Genomic DNA, 15,881 nt, shown 5'->3' with positions numbered 1-15,881 from the left:
TTAAATCTGCTATAGCAACCAGATGCTCGGGGCAAGCCCAAGCATGACGCAGTGGTATGGCCAATCAATCGCGCGCTCTCGGATCGATATGCACCATCATGCCGATCACTTCGTTCAATTTCTTAAGCTGCTCCGCCACCCGCATGGCGATTTCGTGCCCTTCAACTACGCTGAGCATACTGTCTACTTCTATGTGCACATCGACATTCACCATATCGCCCAGTTTGCGGGTACGCAAATCATGGTAACCCAACACGCCCTGCTGCCGCTCGATCACGCTGCGGATGCGCGCCAGCGTTTCTTCGTCGGCAGAGGCATCCATCAAATCCTGAAAGGCCAGCCAGCCGAAACGGATACCCATCCTGCCGACCATCATTCCCACCACCAAAGCGGCCAAGGGATCCAGCAAGGGGTAGCCCATCAGATTGCCGACAATGCCGATGGCCACCACCAATGAAGAGGCGGCATCCGAGCGTGCGTGCCAAGCGTTGGCTGCCAACATACCCGAACGCACCCGTTTGGCCGCCGCCAACATATAACGGAACAGTGCTTCTTTCATCAACAATGTCAACAAAGCCACCCACAATGCGATCGAATGTACTTGGGCGATGGCATTCGGTTCGGCAAATTTTTCCACCGCGCGGAAAATCATCCCGACCGCCACCGAAAGCAGGAGCACACCCAGCACCAAAGAGGCGGCATTTTCATAACGCCGATGACCGTAGGGATGGCCTTCGTCCGCCTCTTTCACGCTGTATCTGCCGGCAATTAATACCACAAAATCCGATAACAAATCGGATAATGAATGAATACCGTCGGCAATCAGGGCTTGCGACTGGGCAAAAAAACCGACCGCTATTTGCAAGGCGCTCAGAATGGTGTTGACCACCACGCTCACCCAAGTGCTGCGCTTGGCGGCTTGCTGCATTTGCGGGGTGATTTCCGTATCAGAGAAATCGGGATAAGGGGATGAATTCATATCAATAATGCTCCGGCAGCGGTTCGAACCGCTTGGGGTGGATAAGCGCCCTGCGGTTGCGGCGGGGTGTGTTGCCAAAAAGCACATGATGACGCAGCCGGCTTAAGGCCAACTTAAACCTGATGTGCTTTTCAGACAGGCATAGCGTTTTTTTCAGACAGGCATTTTCAAACCACATCTGCATATTTTAAAATAAACGACTATAACTTTATCTTTTACACATTATCATGGAAAAAAATCTTACTGCGGGCATTCCTCGCTGGAAATTTGCGCTGAAACTGGCCGGCGCCCACCTTGGCCTGAGCGTGCTGGTGGCCGCGCTGATGGCCTTGGTCGTTTTCAAATTCTGGTATCCCTATCCTTACGATCAAATGATAGGCGGGCTGGATCTTTATTGGATGGTGGTCGGCATCGATGTGGTGTGCGGCCCGCTTTTAATGGCGGTGCTGGCCAGCCCGAACAAAAGCCGCCGCGCAATGTGGACCGATTTCTCGCTGATTTTCACCATCCAACTGGCCGCCCTGCTCTACGGGCTTCACACCGTTTCGCTGGCGCGCCCGGTAGCCGTGATGTTTGAAAAAGACCGCTTCGTAGTCGTTACCGCCGCCCAGATTCCGGACCAGGAGGCCGACGCACCGCTTTCTTGGTCGGGCGTCGAACGCGTTTATCTGCCCGAGCCGAAAACCGATGCGGAAAAAAGCCGCGATATCGATCTGATGATGAAAGGCATCGAAACCAATACCCTACCCTCGCGCTGGCAAGCCGACAACCCGGCGGTGCGAGCAGCCATTACCACCGCGATGCATCCCGTTTCCCGATTAAGCCAAGCGTATCCGCAGCAAAAAAACATGATTGATAAAACAATCAGCCAAACCGGCCTGCCGGCGGAACAACTCGGCTTTTTGCCGTTTACCAACGAGCGCAATCGAGATTGGGTGGTATTACTCAACCGCAACGCCGATTTTGTCGGCTATCTGCCGTTGGATGGTTTCAGCGCGATTCCCTTACAAAAGAAAACCATTCCTTAATCAATCCGAGCTTCCCCCTTGAAATGCCTGTCTGAAACCTTTTTCAGACAGGCATACTTATAAATCATTTTCCCCTCTCAAAGCCATCTCATGCGATACGATTGACAACCCTTTATATTTGTTTACAATGTTACCAAATTGTCTACAAAAAGTTAGCATGATGAGCAAACAAACCACCGCCGCCCGACACGATTGGCGTGCACAAGAAATGCTGCTGTTACAGCAAGTTATCCAAAACTTGGGCAAAGACGACGGCGCTCACCACACCGCCTTGAAAATTATGCTGCAACTGATGAGCGAATTATTCGGCCTCAACCAAGGCCGCATCGTTTTGCAGCATACCGACGACGAAAACGCCTCTATCATCTATTCCTACGGCATGTCGCCCGAACAAGTGGCGCGCGGCTTTTACGCCCCCAACGAAGGCATTACCGGCGCGGTACTCGCCAACTCCTACATGATTGTGGCCGACGACATCAGCGAAGACCCGCTTTTCCTCGCCCGTACCGTACAGCGCCACGAGTTGCCCGACGAAAAAACCATGTTCATCGCGCTGCCGATTGCGGCACACAACCGTACCTTCGGCGTACTCGCCTGCCACCGCGCCCGCTTCAGCCCGCGCGCCCTGCACGACGATATTTCCCTGCTGCGCATTCTCGCAACTTTAGTCGGCCAATTATTATTCATTCACGAAAATAACGAAGCGCGCACCCAAGTGCTGCAAACGCAAAACCAGAAACTCAAGCAAACCCTGCAATCTCACAGCCGCCGCTACGGCATCGTCGGCTCCTCCGCACCGCTGCTCAAAGCCGTCAGCGAGCTGGAGCGCGTGGCACACAGCAACGCCAATGTTTTACTGCTGGGCGAACGCGGAACCGGCAAAGAAATGTTCGCCCGCACCCTGCACACCGCCAGCCGCCGCGTCGGCCAGCCTTTTATCAAAGTCAGCTGCACCGGCATGGCGGAAGAAACTTTAAGCCGGGAAATTTTCGGCATAGACGAAACCCCCGGCCTGCTGGAACAAGCCGACGGCGGTACGCTCTTTTTCGACGAAATCGCCGGCCTCACCCCCGGCCAGCAAGTCCGCCTGCTGCGCGTGTTGCAGGAAAACGCCGTTACCCGCATCGGCTCGCGCAAAGCCGTTAATCTCAACGTGCGCATCATCACCGCCACCGAACACGATTTGGCCGAACAAGTCGAAGCCGGCCGTTTCGACAGCGATTTGTATTACCGCTTGTTCGTCGTCCCCATCTACCTGCCCTCATTGCGCGAACGGCGCAGCGACATCCCCGAACTGGTGGCTTATTTCCTGCACCAAATCAACCGCGACAACCGGCGCAACGTCAACCTCACCGCCGAGGCCGTCGCCCAACTCCAGCATTACAGCTGGCCGGGCAATATCTACCAATTGGAACAATTTTTGCGCCAATTGGTGGCCGAGGCCGAAGGCAATCTGGTGGACGAGCACCAAGTATGGAATTTGCTCTCCACCCAATCCGACCCCATCAACAGTACGACTTTTCCCAAGCCCGAACCGGTACGCAAAGCCGACAAACCCAAAGGCTTTACCATACAGGGCAATCAGGCGCGCCCTTATCTGCAAGCCGATTCCCATTCGTTGGAAAAAATCGAAGAAACCTTGGCCTATTGCCGCGGCAACAAAACCCAAGCCGCACAAATGCTGGGGCTTTCCACCCGCCAGCTTTACTACCGCTTGGAAAAGCTGAAAAAAGAAAAAGCACAGGCGGAGAAGCAATAAAGCAAATATGCCTGCCTGAAAACATTCGAACGTTTTCAGACAGGCATTTTAAATTCTTTCCGATATTTCAAACGCTTGCCTATGCTTTCGGTCATAGTTATAAAATCGCTTCATGCTATCGTTACCACTTGACTTTTATATTAGATTATTCTAAATTAGAAAAAACTAAATTATGAACCCGCAAATTTTTTCTTTCGAACAACAATCGGCGCTGGCTGCTGAATTTCTGCGAACGCTGGGCAACGCCCACCGCCTGCAAGTATTGTGTTTACTGGCCGAACAAGGCGAAATGAGCGTGGGGCGGATACTTGAATGTACCACTCTCAGCCAATCCGCCCTATCGCAACATTTGGCCAAAATGCGCGACGAAGGTTTGGTCGCCTACCGCCGTGATGCGCAAACGCTGTATTACTCGCTTAGCGACGAAAAAGTCATCCGTATATTGGCTGTACTGAAAGAAATCTTTTGCCCGCCTGAAGAAAATCCTACATGAGCCTTCCCACCCTTACGCCCCAACAAGCCGCCGATAAAATCCGCAACGGTGCGGTATTGATTGACATCCGCAGCAGTACTGAATTCGCCGGCAAGCATATCAACGGTGCCCGCTCCGTGCCGTTAGACCAAATCGGCAACAACCCCTTACCCGTTTCATCCGACGATATCGTGATTTTCAATTGTCTCTCCGGCATGCGTACCCGCCAAAATGCGGAAATATTGCAACGCCATGCCGCCTCCTGCCGCGAAGTCTATTTACTGGAAGGCGGCCTCAATGCTTGGCAACAGGCCGGGCTTCCGATAGAGGCCAAGCCCGGCCAGCCTTTGGATATGATGCGCCAAGTGCAAATCGCCGCCGGCAGCTTGGTATTGCTGGGTTTTCTGTTGGGGCAATGGGTATCAGCGTGGTTTTATCTGTTGTGCGCGTTTGTGGGCGCAGGCCTGATATTCGCCGGCCTGACCGGTTTCTGCGGCATGGCCAAATTGCTGGCCCGTATGCCTTGGAACCGTGTTTGAAACAAAATCATTTGTTTTGGTTTCGCCTCACAAAGTAATCTTGCTCTCGGCCTTGGCAAAATTCATTACAAACTGGCTTTTGAAGCTGCGGACATTGTATTCATTGGTTAACACCCGGCGGGTAAAGGCATGGTAGGTCGGCATGTCCACCGAATGCACCAGCAGCAAAAAATCGTAATCGCCGGAAATTTCGTAACACGTCATCACATCCGCCTCGGCACGCATCTTCTGCTCGAAGCGCTCTTGGTGATACACGCTTTGATTCTCCATCTCCACCATCACAAACACGCTGATCTGGCGGCCGACCGCCGGTGGCGACACCAGCGCGACCTGCCGCAAAATCACGCCTTCTTGCGTCAGCGTTTGAATGCGGCGCTGGCAGGTGGCCACCGAACTGTGCACCCGCTCGGCCAAGGTTTTCAACGATACCGTGGCATCGCTTTGCAATTCGTTGAGGATATTGCGGTCGAGTTTATCCAATTCGTACATAGCTTCCACCAAAATGAAAAATAATTCGTTTTAAAACCATCTATACGGTAAATTATATCCATAAACATATTTTAATGAAATTTTTTCTCATTTATTCTCCGTATAATGAGCCACTCGATATCCTATATTGCAACGGAAAACGATTTCATGACCTCTACCACCAAAGGCTTCTGGCTGGGCCTGCTTTCACAAATTTTATTCGGCGTACTTTATCTCTTCAGCATGTGGATGGCGCCCTTGAGCGGCACCGATGTATTCGCCCTGCGCATGCCGGTGATGCTGGCGGGCATTTTAACGATCGTGATGGCCTCTGTCGGCTTGGGCAGTATGTTCCGTTTTTTCCGGCAAAAACTCGGCCGCGATCTCAAACAATGGGCCTGCATGCTGGTGGGTACTGCGATTGTCGGCAGCCAGTTCTGGCTGTTTATGTGGGCGCCGGTAAACGGCGAAGGGGTGAATGTGGCCATGGGCTATTTTCTGTTTCCATTGGTGATGGTGCTGGCCGGACGCCTGCTGCTGAAAGAAGAGTTAAACCGCTTGCAAACCGCGGCATTGATACTGGCCGCCTTGGGTGTGGCGCATGAATTGTGGGCTACTCACGCCTTCTCTTGGACAACCTTATGGGTGTGCGCGATTTATCCGCCCTATTATCTGATGCGCCGCGCGATGGGCATTCCCGCCTTATATGGTCTGACGCTGGATTTATTGATCATTCTGCCCTTTGCACTGGCTTGGCTGCTGACACAAGGCCATATTCTGCCGACGATTGCCGCCGAGCCGCGCTATTGGCTGCTGTTGCCGGCACTGGGTATCGCCAGCGCGGTATCGATGTCGGCCAATCTGAAAGCCAGCGCATTATTGCCGGTAAACGTTTTCGGTATGCTCAGCTATCTGGAACCGGCCCTGTTGTTTCTGCTATCCGTTACCCTGCTGGGTACGCCTGTCAACGACAGCGCGTATTTTACCTACGGCTTGATCTGGACGGCGCTCGGCCTGTTGGCACTCAACGGCTTGGGCAGCCTGCGCCGCAGCCGCTTGGCCGCCGTCGGCTAATGAACGGCCACGGCGGAAAGGTTTTCAGACAGGCAGAAGTCTTTGCAAAAAGCCGTTTCAAATCTTGAATTGATTGATGTTTCGTCATACTCGGGCTTGACCCGAGTATCCATTTTTTCTTCTTAAACAACCAGATGCTCGGGTCAAGCCCGAGCATGACGCAAGTGTTTTAAAGTATCGAAAAGAATGTTGCAAAGAGTCATGCCTGTCTGAAAACAAATCCTTAGGCAAAAAAATGCCTGTCTGAAAAACTTTTTCAGACAGGCATTTTCCGATTTTTACCCTACTCTTTGCGCAAGGCCTTGGGTAAAACAAACACGATACTCTCTTCCACGCCCTCGGTTTCCCTTACCGCATCATGCCCCCAGCCGCGTATGGTTTCCACCACTTCCCGTACCAGCAATTCCGGCGCCGAAGCACCGGCGGTAACCCCTACCTTATTTTTGCCGGCAAACCATTCGCGTTGCAGATAGCCCGCATTGTCGACCATATAAGCATCCACTCCGCGCAGCGCGGCTACTTCGCGCAGGCGGTTGCTGTTGGAGGAATTGGGCGAGCCGACCACAATCACGATGTCGCAACGCTCGGCCAATTCTTTCACCGCTTCTTGGCGGTTGGTGGTGGCGTAGCAGATATCTTCCTTATGCGGGCTGCGGATATGCGGAAAGCGCGCCTGCAAGGCTTCGATGATGTCGCGCGTTTCGTCTACCGATAAAGTAGTTTGGCTCACGTGCGCCAGTTTCTCCGTATCGCGCACTTCCAGTTTTGCCACATCGTCGACGGTTTCCACCAAAAGCATCACGCCTTCGGGCAACTGCCCCATCGTGCCTTCCACTTCCGGATGGCCTTTATGGCCGATCATAATAATCTGATAGCCCTGCTCGTTGAGCCTCGCCACTTCTTTATGTACCTTGGTTACCAGCGGACAAGTGGCGTCGAACACCTGAAAACCGCGATCGGCGGCTTCCTGTTGCACCGCCTTCGATACGCCGTGCGCAGAGTAAATCAGCGTTGCACCTTCGGGCACATCGGCCAAATCTTCAATAAATACCGCCCCTTTGGCGCGCAAATCGTCCACCACGAATTTATTGTGCACCACCTCGTGGCGAACATAAATCGGCGCGCCGAACTCTTCCAGCGCGCGCTCGACGATACTGATGGCACGGTCAACGCCGGCGCAGAAACCGCGCGGGTTGGCAAGCATAATCATTTTTTCAGACATCACGGCATCCTCTCGAAATATCAGGCCGGTTGTTCATTCGCCATTCGGCAGCCTGTTTTCAGACAGGCTTCTCGGGCTGCTGCGCTTTATGGCGGAAACCGTCGATCAACATCAACACCACGCCCACGCAGATAAAGCTATCGGCAATATTAAAAGCCGGGTAAAACCAGTTTTGCCAATAAAACAACAGAAAATCAATCACGTGGCCGTGCAACAGGCGGTCGACCACATTGCCGATCGCGCCGCCGATCACCATTGCCGCCCCCCATTTGCCCCAAGCGCCGAATTTGTCTTTAATGATTTCGCGCGCCAAAAAGCTGCAAATCACCACCGCCAGCAGCAAAAAGAAATAACGCTGCCAACCGCCCTGATCGGCCAGAAAGCTGAAGGCCGCGCCCGGGTTGTATACCAAGGTCAGATCGAAAAAGCCGGGGATCACGTTCACCCGCTCGGCGTATTCGAAGCGCTGTAACACCGCGGTTTTGCTCAATTGGTCGAGCACAATCGCCGCAATCACCAGCAGCAGATAAGGAAGTTTGGAGGTTTTGGCCTGGGTCATGAATGATAAACCGATAGACATAAAGGGCGACATTGTACCCGATTTGTCGGTTAAACCGACACAACATCCGGTATCCGTTTGCAATTTTTTATTGAACGGACAAGGAGAAAACGTTTCAGACAGGCCTATGCCTGTCTGAAAAACATTTGGCGCGCAACAACATCAACTGCGCAGCTTCCAGCCCGATTGCAAAATCCTGAACGCCACCGAGCTCACCACCAGCGCGAAACCGCCGACCACCGAGAGCGAAAGCCAGGGGTTGGCATCGGAAACCCCGAAAAAGCCGTAGCGGAAACCATCTATCATATAGAAAACCGGGTTGGCATGGCTCACCGCCTTCCAAAATGGCGGCAGGCTGTTGATGGAATAAAACACGCCGGAAAGAAAGGTTAAGGGCATAATCAGGAAATTCTGAAAAGCGGCCAATTGGTCGAACTTCTCCGCCCAAATGCCGGCAATCAGGCCGAAGGCGGCCATAAACAGGCAGCCGAGAAACGCAAAGGCAAGCACGAAACCCAAATGCGCGGGCACAGGCAAACCAAACCAGGCGGTACAAACCAAAATACCCAGTCCGACGGCCAAACCGCGGATGATGCCTGCGCTGATGTAGGCGGAGAAAAAAGCGGCGTTGGATATCGGCGGCAGCAGGATAAACACCAGATTGCCGGTAATCCGCGACTGAATCAGGCTGGAAGAAGCATTGGCAAACGCATTTTGCATCATGCTCATCATCGCCAGCCCGGGAATCAGGAATGCGTTATACGGCACGCCGGGCAGCGCTTCGACGTGTTTGCCGATGGCTTGGGCGAAAATCAATTGGTAAAGCAGCGCGGTGAGAATAGGCGCGCCCAAGGTTTGCTGCCACACTTTGCCAAAGCGCATCACCTCTTTACGCAGCAGGGTGGGAAAGCCGGTCATATTCATGCGCCCGCTCCTGTCAGGTTGATAAACACTTGTTCCAAATCGGTTTCCAAAATTTCCATCTGCTGCACATTAATTCCGGCGGTTTTGAGAAAAATCAGGACATCCGCCACTTCGTTATAAGTATCCAGCTTCAATACATAGCGCAAACCGTTTTGCGAAACCGCCTTGGCCGCCAGCGGCTGGGGGATTTCGGCAGAGAGCAGCAATTCGATGCGCACGCCTTTGTCGCCGTGCAGCAAAACATCGGTGCGCTCCAGCGCCACCAGTTCTCCCTGCTTGAGCATGGCAATGCGCCCGCAGTTTTCCTGCGCTTCCTCCAGATAATGAGTGGTGAGCACGATGGTGTGTCCCTCACCGTTGAGTTTGCGCATAAAAGTCCACAGGCTGTGGCGCAGTTCGACATCCACCCCGGCGGTCGGCTCGTCGAGCACAATCACCGGCGGCCGGTGCACCAATGCCTGCGCCACCATCACACGCCGCTTCATACCGCCGGAAAGGCGGCGGGTATTGGTGTCGGCTTTATCGGTTAAGCCCAAATGATGCAGGATTTCGTCTATCCAATCGTTGTTGTTGCGGATGCCGAAATAGCCGGATTGGAACTGCAAGGCTTCGCGCACGGTGAAAAAGGGGTCGAACACCAATTCCTGCGGCACCACGCCGAGGCTCATGCGGGCGGCGTAACTGTCTTGCTGCACGTCGTGCCCCATGATGCTGATGCTGCCCTGGCTCAAACGGCTCAGGCCTGCCATGGAGGAAATCAGGGTGGTTTTACCGGCGCCGTTGGGGCCGAGCAAGCCGAAGAATTCGCCCTCGCCCACGTCGAAACTAACGCCTTTGAGCGCGGTAAAGCCGTTGGCATAGGTTTTTTCGGCACGGCTGATGTGAATGGCTGTGGTCATTGTTTTTTTATTTGTAAGAACTGATGAGAAAGCCGATATTATATCGACTCTGCCCTCTTCACGCCAAAATGCCTGTCTGAAATAAAGTTTTCAGACAGGCCATATCCGGTACCGGGCGGAAACTTTTCCCGCTCCCCGCCCTCCCAACGCTTTATGCTATGATTCAGACCTGTTTATCCAAGGAATTTTGTCATGCCGCGTCCGATGACTTTACTGGCACTCGCCGCCCTCTTCTGCGCCCCGCTTTCTGCCGAAACGCTCAAACACACGCTGCCCAACGGCATGACCGTTATCATCAAAGAAGACCGCCGCGCGCCGGTAGCGGTATCTCGCCTGTGGTACCGCGTCGGCAGCATAGACGAAGAGGCAGGGAAAACCGGCTTGAGCCACGCACTGGAACACATGATGTTCAAAGGAACCCATACCGTTCCCGCCGGCGAATTTTCGCGCCGCATTTCGGCCTTGGGCGGGCAGGACAACGCCTATACCTCGCGCGATTCCACCGTGTACGTAACCGATATCGCCGTGCGCAATCTGCCCGAAGTGCTGAAACTGGAAGCCGACCGCATGGTCAATCTGAATTTCAGCGACCGCGACTTTGCCAATGAAATGAATGTGATTAAGGAAGAGCGGCGGATGAGGAGCGAAGACGATCCCGGCGGCAAGCTGTGGGAAAACCTCAACCTGGCCGCCTACCGCCTGCCCAACCTGCGCGCGCCCATCATCGGCTACCGCGCCGATCTCGACCGTCTCACCGCTGATGATCTGCGCAGTTGGTACCGCCGCTGGTATGCGCCCAATAATGCCATGCTGATTATTGTCGGCGATGTCGATGCCAAAAAGACCCTGAAAGAGGTCGAGCAACAATTCGGCCGCCTGCCCAAAGCCGCCGAACCGGCGCGCAACCCGCTGAAAGACAGCGGCAGCCAAGCGGCACAGAGCGTCAGCGAAGCGCTGACCGCCCAGCCCCTGTTCGCTCTGGCCTGGCAAGTACCCGCTTTGGGCAAATTGGACGACAAAACCCCTTATGCGCTCGATGTGTTGGGCGACATTCTCAGCGGCGACTCCTCCAGCCGCCTCGATAAAAACCTGATACGCGGCAAAGAAAAAGCGCTGGGCATCAGCGTGAGCTATGATTTGCTCAGCCGCGAAACCCCGCTGTTTATCGTTAACGGCCTGCCTTCCGCCGGCACCGATACCCGCGAACTGGTAGAACTGGTGAACCGGGAAATTGCCGATATCGCCGAAAACGGCGTCAGCCCTCAGGAATTGCAGCGCATCCGCCACAGAAGCGAAGCGCAAGAAATCTACGCCCGCGATTCGATGTCGCACCAGGCCGCGCTCATTGGTTTACTGGAAGCCAACGGATTCAGCTACCGCGATGAAGCCGAAATCCGCCGCCGCCTCGCCGCCGTTACTGCCGCCGACGTACAAGCCGCCGCCCGCCTGCTGCAACCCGAAAAACAAACGCTGGCGATTGTGAACCCCCGCCCCGGCGCCGCACAAAACGCCGCCCCTGCCGATTTGAATCCGAGCGGCGCAGTGCATTAAATGCCTGTCTGAAAACCTTTATGCACAGGAAAACCAATGAACAAACTTTTCACCACCGCCCTGCTTTTGCTGGTATTACCCGCCGCCCACGCCTTCGATATCCAGCGCTGGCGTACCGCCGAGGGCGCCACCGTATTGCTGGTCGAGCGCCATGAAAACCCGATTGTCGACATCAGCGTGCAATTTCCCGGCGGCGGCAATATTGCCGATCTGCCGGGCAAAAACGGCGTGTCCGACTTTGCCGCCGCACTCTTGACCAACGGCACCGCGCAATACGACGAAGAAAGCTTCAATCAGAAAATCAACGAATTGGCAATCTATCTCAACAGCGACGGCAACAAAGAAAGCAGCAGCCTCAGCCTGCGCAGCCTCAGCCGCCCCGCCACCCTGCGCCGCGCCGGCGAGCTGATGCAGCAAGCCATTGCACAGCCGCGCTACGATGGCGAAGTGTTCCGGCGAACCCGCCAACAGGCCGAGTTAGCACTGAAACAGAACGAGAGCAACCCGGCTTACATCGCCCAACGCGAATCGGTGAAACTCGATTATCCGCAACATCCCTACTCCGCCTCCGCCTACACCAGTGTGCAAAGCCTGCGCGCCGTATCGCTGGACGATGTCAAAGCCTTCCACCGCAACCAATATGCCAAACAAGGTGCGGTCGTCGCGCTGGTGGGCGATCTTAACCGTCGGGAAGCCGACCGCTTGGTTTCGCGCCTGCTCAAAGGCCTGCCTGAAAAAGCGCAAAGCGCCGCCCAAGTGCCGCCGGTAACCGAACAAACCGGCCGCCGCACGAATATTCCGTTTGCCAGCGAACAGGCGCAGGTGGTGTTGAGCATGCCCTTAATCAGCCGCAACGATCCCGATTATTTCGCCTTGGTGGCCGGCAACTACATTCTCGGCGGCGGCGGCTTCGACAGCCGCCTGATGAAAACCCTGCGCGACGAGCACGGCTATGTTTATGGCGTATCCAGCGACTTATTGCCGCAGCGCGAAAAAGGCCGCTTCGTTATCCAATTCGCCACCCAAAAATCGCAAGCGCCGCAAGCGCTTAACGCCGCCGAAAACGTGTTGCGCCGTTTTATTGCCGAAGGCCCCACCGAAGCCGAATTGCAGCAAGCCAAAGACAATATCATCGGCAGCTTCCCGCTGCGTTTCGATACCAACCAAAAACTGCTGGGCTATCTGGGCATGATCGGTTTGTACGACTTGCCGGCCGACTGGCTGGAACAGTATCCGAAAAAAATCGAAGCCTTAACGGTTGAAGACGTCAAAAACGCCTGGCAGCGCCGCGTCAAACCGGAAAACCTGAATATCGTGGTGGTCGGCGGCTAGGCTGACAGCCGTCCGTTTAAACCTTACAATCCCATCATCCGATTACTGACACCGGAAACCACATCATGAGCCTGATCCAAAAACTGCCTCAGCCCAAGCTGCCCGAAGACATCCGCTTTGAAACCCAAGCGCGCGAGTCTTACCATCTGCTGAAAATCATGTCGGAATTCGTCGCTTCCGGCGAAGAATTGCGCGCCATCCAACCTGCCGTCAGCATTTACGGCAGCGCCCGCATCCGGCCCGAAGAACCCGACTACCTCTTTACCGAACGGCTCGCGCGCAAGCTTTCCGATGCCGGTTTCTCCGTTATCTCCGGCGGCGGCCCCGGCATCATGGAAGCGGCCAACAAAGGCGCATTCGCCGGCAAAAGCCCCTCGGTCGGCCTCAACATCGAGCTGCCGCACGAGCAGCACGCCAATCCTTATCAGGATTTATCGGTTACCTTCCAGCATTTCTTTCCGCGCAAAGTAATGTTCGTCAAACACGCCATCGCCTATGTGGTGATGCCCGGCGGCTTCGGCACGCTCGACGAATTGTTCGAAAGTCTCACTCTGGTACAAACCGGCAAAACCCCCGCCCGCCCGATTATTTTGGTTAACCGCCCGTTCTGGCAGGGGCTGCTCGACTGGCTGCACGAACAACTGGGCCAACGCGGCCTAATCGGTGAGAATGATATGTCGCTGCTGCAACTGTGCGACGACGAAGACGAAATCGTCGCCACCATCTTCCAGCACTACGAAAACTGCTTCGACGGCGTATGCCGGCTGCCGAACAACCAATGGGAACTGGGCTTATAAAGGCTATCAACAAAATGCCTGTCTGAAAGTTTTTCAGACAGGCATTTTTGCCGCAAAGCTTTATGGTTTATTCGGTTACAACACTTCTTTAAAAGCAGCACCGTCATACCCAGGCTTGGCCCGAGTATCTTAAGCACCGGCAGGCTTTGAGATCCCGCTTGGCGACAAAGCGTTACGCCCGGCACTGCGCTTGCAATTTTTTCACCGCCGCATCCAGCTTTTTACCGTCCGCCTCGCCGGTAATCCGCTCGCGGTAGCCGCATCCCTTGATCGCGACCACCGTAAAGGGCAAGCCGCCGATTTCATTACCCAGCGTTTTCATAAAAGCGCGGCTGTCGTTGCCGGTATAACGCCAAACCGGATAACGTACCGGCGTGGATTTCAAAAAGCGCCCGATATTCTCTTCGTTATCCAACGCAATACCCACCAGCGCCACCTTGCCTTTAGGCTGCTTGGCATACCAAGCCGACATCGCCGGCATTTCCTTGCGGCAAGGCGCGCACCAAGTCGCCCACAAATTGATTACCTGCACCGGCTCGCGCAAAGCCTCCGTACGCTGCGGTTTTCCGCCCGGCCAAGCCACCAATTCCGACGCCATCAGCGGCAAGGCCAGCAAACACACCGCCGCCATCAAAAATCTTTTCATCCGTTCAAACCTTTCCTTACGCTAGGGAGTGTTGACACAATACCGCCGCGCCATATAGGCATCTACCCGCTTAGCACCGCCACACGACAAGGCGCGGCATATCGTTTACAATGCCATGAAGTTCTCAAACCAAACGGCAAACGCCCCATCATACCATGAGCGAAACCATTATCCTCTACCACAACCCGCGCTGCTCGAAATCACGCGCCGCGCTCGAGTTGCTCGAAACGCGCCGTCTGCCGCACCAAGTGGTGCGCTATCTCGACACCCCGCCCGATTTCACCACCCTCAAGCAACTGTTCCGACAGCTTGGCTTGGAAAACCCGCGTGAGATGATGCGGGTAAAAGACGAATTATACAAAACCCTCGCGCTGGATAACCCCGATCTCAATAACGATGCACTGCTGCAAGCCATTGCCGAACACCCGGCGCTGCTCGAACGGCCGATCGCCGTAGCCGGCCAACGCGCCGCCATCGGCCGGCCGCTGGAAAACATCGAGGCCATTTTGCCTGCCTAATGCCTATGTTTGCACGACTTCTGCGCCCCGCCAGCCTCTTGCGCCTGTTTTTCCGCGGCCTGATGCTGAGCCTGCTCACCGCCACTTTAATCGTCGGCGGCGTATTGGCGTACAGTTTTTATCAAGTCTACCGTGCAGGCCATGCCAAACCCAACCCCGCCATCCGCGCCGATGCCGCCGTGGTACTCGGCGCCGCCGCTTGGGATAAAAATCCCTCGCCGGTGTTTCGCGAACGCATCAATCACGCCATCGCCCTCTATCAAGGCGGCAATGTAAAAAAAATGATTTTCACCGGCGGCACGCCCAAACCCGGCTTTATGACCGAAGCCGAAGTCGGCCGCCGCTATGCCCTCAAACAAGGCGTGCCGCGCAGCGATATCCTGTTTGAAAACACCTCGCGCGATACCTACGAAAACCTGCGCAACATCCAACCGCTGCTGCGCAACAACGATATCGACAGCGTGATTATCGTCAGCGACCCGCTGCATCTGGCGCGCGCGCAGGCAATGGCCGACGATTTGGGTATCGCCGCCCAAACCTCCGGCACGCCCACCAGCCTCTATACCGACAGCGAAAAGCGCCGCCGATTCCTGATGCAGGAAACCTATGCCCTGTTTGCCTATCACTGGGCACAATGGCTGGACAAACTGCCGCACTGACCAAGCCGTATGCTTAGGGGCGGTTGACAATTAACGGTAAGCGGTTTTTGATCAACAGCCCCTAACAAATACCCATAAATTCTACCCCACGAACCGATACGGATAAATCGATGGATAACCCAATCAAAATCTGCCCCTGTTGCGAACAAGGTTATCTCTATCATGCGAAACCGAAACATCTTAACGAAGAAATCATCTTATGCGACGAATGCGATGCGGTGTGGTTAAAAAACATGAAAATACATTACGGCGAATATGAAAAAGACTTCTATTCCTACGTGCCTTTTATGGAAGCGCACGGCATAAAGGGAGAAGCTGTTTGGGAGGGAGAGTTATTTGACCGGCCATATTACGAAACCGTGCAAACAGAAGTAGATAAGCAGTCATGATAGGCGGCCAATAGAAGTTATATAGCGAATTTAATTAACTTTCGCTACGGCGTTGCTGCACCTTAG

The 15,881-nt window shown here is 54.6% G+C and carries 18 protein-coding genes; 11 read left to right on the top strand and 7 right to left on the bottom strand.

What is annotated here, in order from left to right; translation table 11 throughout:
* Window positions 1-64: 64 nt before the first annotated feature.
* Window positions 65-979: a cation diffusion facilitator family transporter gene (locus tag Q4C79_RS02940; protein WP_303089537.1), complete on the bottom strand. Its 915-nt coding sequence runs from the start codon at window positions 977-979 to the stop codon at window positions 65-67.
* 227 nt (window positions 980-1,206) lie between these two features.
* Between Q4C79_RS02940 and Q4C79_RS02935 the strand changes: the two genes are divergently transcribed.
* The 4 genes from Q4C79_RS02935 (at window position 1,207) to Q4C79_RS02920 (ending at window position 4,777) form a co-directional block, all read left to right on the top strand.
* Window positions 1,207-2,007: a fimb protein gene (locus tag Q4C79_RS02935; RefSeq protein ID WP_303089536.1), complete on the top strand. Its 801-nt coding sequence runs from the start codon at window positions 1,207-1,209 to the stop codon at window positions 2,005-2,007.
* A gap of 157 nt (window positions 2,008-2,164) precedes the next feature.
* Window positions 2,165-3,766, top strand: a complete 1,602-nt coding sequence (locus Q4C79_RS02930) for a sigma 54-interacting transcriptional regulator (protein WP_303089535.1) — start codon at window positions 2,165-2,167, stop codon at window positions 3,764-3,766.
* A gap of 172 nt (window positions 3,767-3,938) precedes the next feature.
* On the top strand, window positions 3,939-4,259 hold the full coding sequence (locus Q4C79_RS02925) for a helix-turn-helix transcriptional regulator (RefSeq protein WP_303089534.1): 321 nt from the start codon (window positions 3,939-3,941) through the stop codon (window positions 4,257-4,259).
* Complete coding sequence (locus Q4C79_RS02920; protein WP_303089533.1) at window positions 4,256-4,777, top strand: rhodanese family protein; 522 nt, start codon at window positions 4,256-4,258, stop codon at window positions 4,775-4,777. Before Q4C79_RS02925 ends, Q4C79_RS02920 begins: the two co-directional genes overlap by 4 nt.
* Window positions 4,778-4,804: 27 nt before the next feature.
* On the opposite strand, the gene Q4C79_RS02915 is transcribed toward Q4C79_RS02920, so the two are convergent.
* Window positions 4,805-5,266, bottom strand: a complete 462-nt coding sequence (locus Q4C79_RS02915) for an Lrp/AsnC family transcriptional regulator (protein ID WP_303089532.1) — start codon at window positions 5,264-5,266, stop codon at window positions 4,805-4,807.
* Window positions 5,267-5,413: 147 nt separating this feature from the next.
* On the opposite strand from Q4C79_RS02915, the gene rarD reads away from it, so the two are divergent.
* The gene (rarD, locus tag Q4C79_RS02910; protein WP_303089531.1) at window positions 5,414-6,319 is read left to right on the top strand and encodes an EamA family transporter RarD; all 906 of its coding nucleotides are present in this window, start codon (window positions 5,414-5,416) and stop codon (window positions 6,317-6,319) included.
* Between the two features lie 283 nt (window positions 6,320-6,602).
* On the opposite strand, the gene ispH is transcribed toward rarD, so the two are convergent.
* The 4 genes from ispH to Q4C79_RS02890 form a co-directional block, all read right to left on the bottom strand.
* Window positions 6,603-7,541, bottom strand: coding sequence for a 4-hydroxy-3-methylbut-2-enyl diphosphate reductase (gene ispH / locus Q4C79_RS02905; protein WP_303089530.1), 939 nt, complete (start codon window positions 7,539-7,541; stop codon window positions 6,603-6,605).
* Window positions 7,542-7,599: 58 nt separating this feature from the next.
* Entirely contained in the window at window positions 7,600-8,100 is a 501-nt protein-coding gene (lspA, locus tag Q4C79_RS02900) for a signal peptidase II (RefSeq protein ID WP_303089529.1), read from the bottom strand.
* 162 nt (window positions 8,101-8,262) lie between these two features.
* Window positions 8,263-9,018, bottom strand: a complete 756-nt coding sequence (locus Q4C79_RS02895) for an ABC transporter permease (RefSeq protein WP_303089552.1) — start codon at window positions 9,016-9,018, stop codon at window positions 8,263-8,265.
* A 2-nt stretch (window positions 9,019-9,020) separates the two neighbouring features.
* Window positions 9,021-9,923 (bottom strand): ABC transporter ATP-binding protein, encoded by a 903-nt coding sequence (locus Q4C79_RS02890; RefSeq protein WP_303089528.1) that lies wholly within the window; start codon window positions 9,921-9,923, stop codon window positions 9,021-9,023.
* Between the two features lie 192 nt (window positions 9,924-10,115).
* Here Q4C79_RS02890 and Q4C79_RS02885 point away from each other — a divergent pair, with 192 nt between their 5' ends.
* From Q4C79_RS02885 to Q4C79_RS02875, 3 genes are all read left to right on the top strand, one after another.
* Window positions 10,116-11,474, top strand: a complete 1,359-nt coding sequence (locus Q4C79_RS02885; RefSeq protein WP_303089527.1) for a pitrilysin family protein — start codon at window positions 10,116-10,118, stop codon at window positions 11,472-11,474.
* Window positions 11,475-11,510: 36 nt separating this feature from the next.
* A complete protein-coding gene (locus Q4C79_RS02880; protein WP_303089526.1) occupies window positions 11,511-12,806 on the top strand; it encodes a pitrilysin family protein in 1,296 nt (431 codons plus the stop codon).
* A 65-nt stretch (window positions 12,807-12,871) separates the two neighbouring features.
* Window positions 12,872-13,603, top strand: a complete 732-nt coding sequence (locus Q4C79_RS02875; RefSeq protein ID WP_303089525.1) for a TIGR00730 family Rossman fold protein — start codon at window positions 12,872-12,874, stop codon at window positions 13,601-13,603.
* 172 nt (window positions 13,604-13,775) lie between these two features.
* Here the strand turns inward: Q4C79_RS02875 and Q4C79_RS02870 are convergent, their stop codons facing one another.
* The gene (locus Q4C79_RS02870) at window positions 13,776-14,249 is read right to left on the bottom strand and encodes a TlpA disulfide reductase family protein (RefSeq protein WP_303089524.1); all 474 of its coding nucleotides are present in this window, start codon (window positions 14,247-14,249) and stop codon (window positions 13,776-13,778) included.
* A 155-nt stretch (window positions 14,250-14,404) separates the two neighbouring features.
* Between Q4C79_RS02870 and arsC the strand changes: the two genes are divergently transcribed.
* The 3 genes from arsC to Q4C79_RS02855 all read left to right on the top strand — a co-directional run bounded on the left by arsC (window position 14,405) and on the right by Q4C79_RS02855 (window position 15,815).
* Window positions 14,405-14,767 (top strand): arsenate reductase (glutaredoxin), encoded by a 363-nt coding sequence (gene arsC / locus Q4C79_RS02865; protein WP_303089523.1) that lies wholly within the window; start codon window positions 14,405-14,407, stop codon window positions 14,765-14,767.
* A gap of 5 nt (window positions 14,768-14,772) precedes the next feature.
* Window positions 14,773-15,426 carry a YdcF family protein gene (locus Q4C79_RS02860; RefSeq protein ID WP_303089522.1) on the top strand — a complete coding sequence of 218 codons (654 nt, stop codon included), beginning with the start codon at window positions 14,773-14,775 and terminating at the stop codon, window positions 15,424-15,426.
* Between the two features lie 110 nt (window positions 15,427-15,536).
* Window positions 15,537-15,815 carry a hypothetical protein gene (locus Q4C79_RS02855; RefSeq protein WP_303089521.1) on the top strand — a complete coding sequence of 93 codons (279 nt, stop codon included), beginning with the start codon at window positions 15,537-15,539 and terminating at the stop codon, window positions 15,813-15,815.
* The last annotated feature ends 66 nt before the right edge of the window (window positions 15,816-15,881 follow it).

It is taken from the genome of Neisseria sp. (genome assembly GCF_030523955.1).
In the GTDB taxonomy this organism is placed as follows: domain Bacteria; phylum Pseudomonadota; class Gammaproteobacteria; order Burkholderiales; family Neisseriaceae; genus Neisseria.
This window is presented reverse-complemented; position numbering and strand designations above follow the sequence as displayed.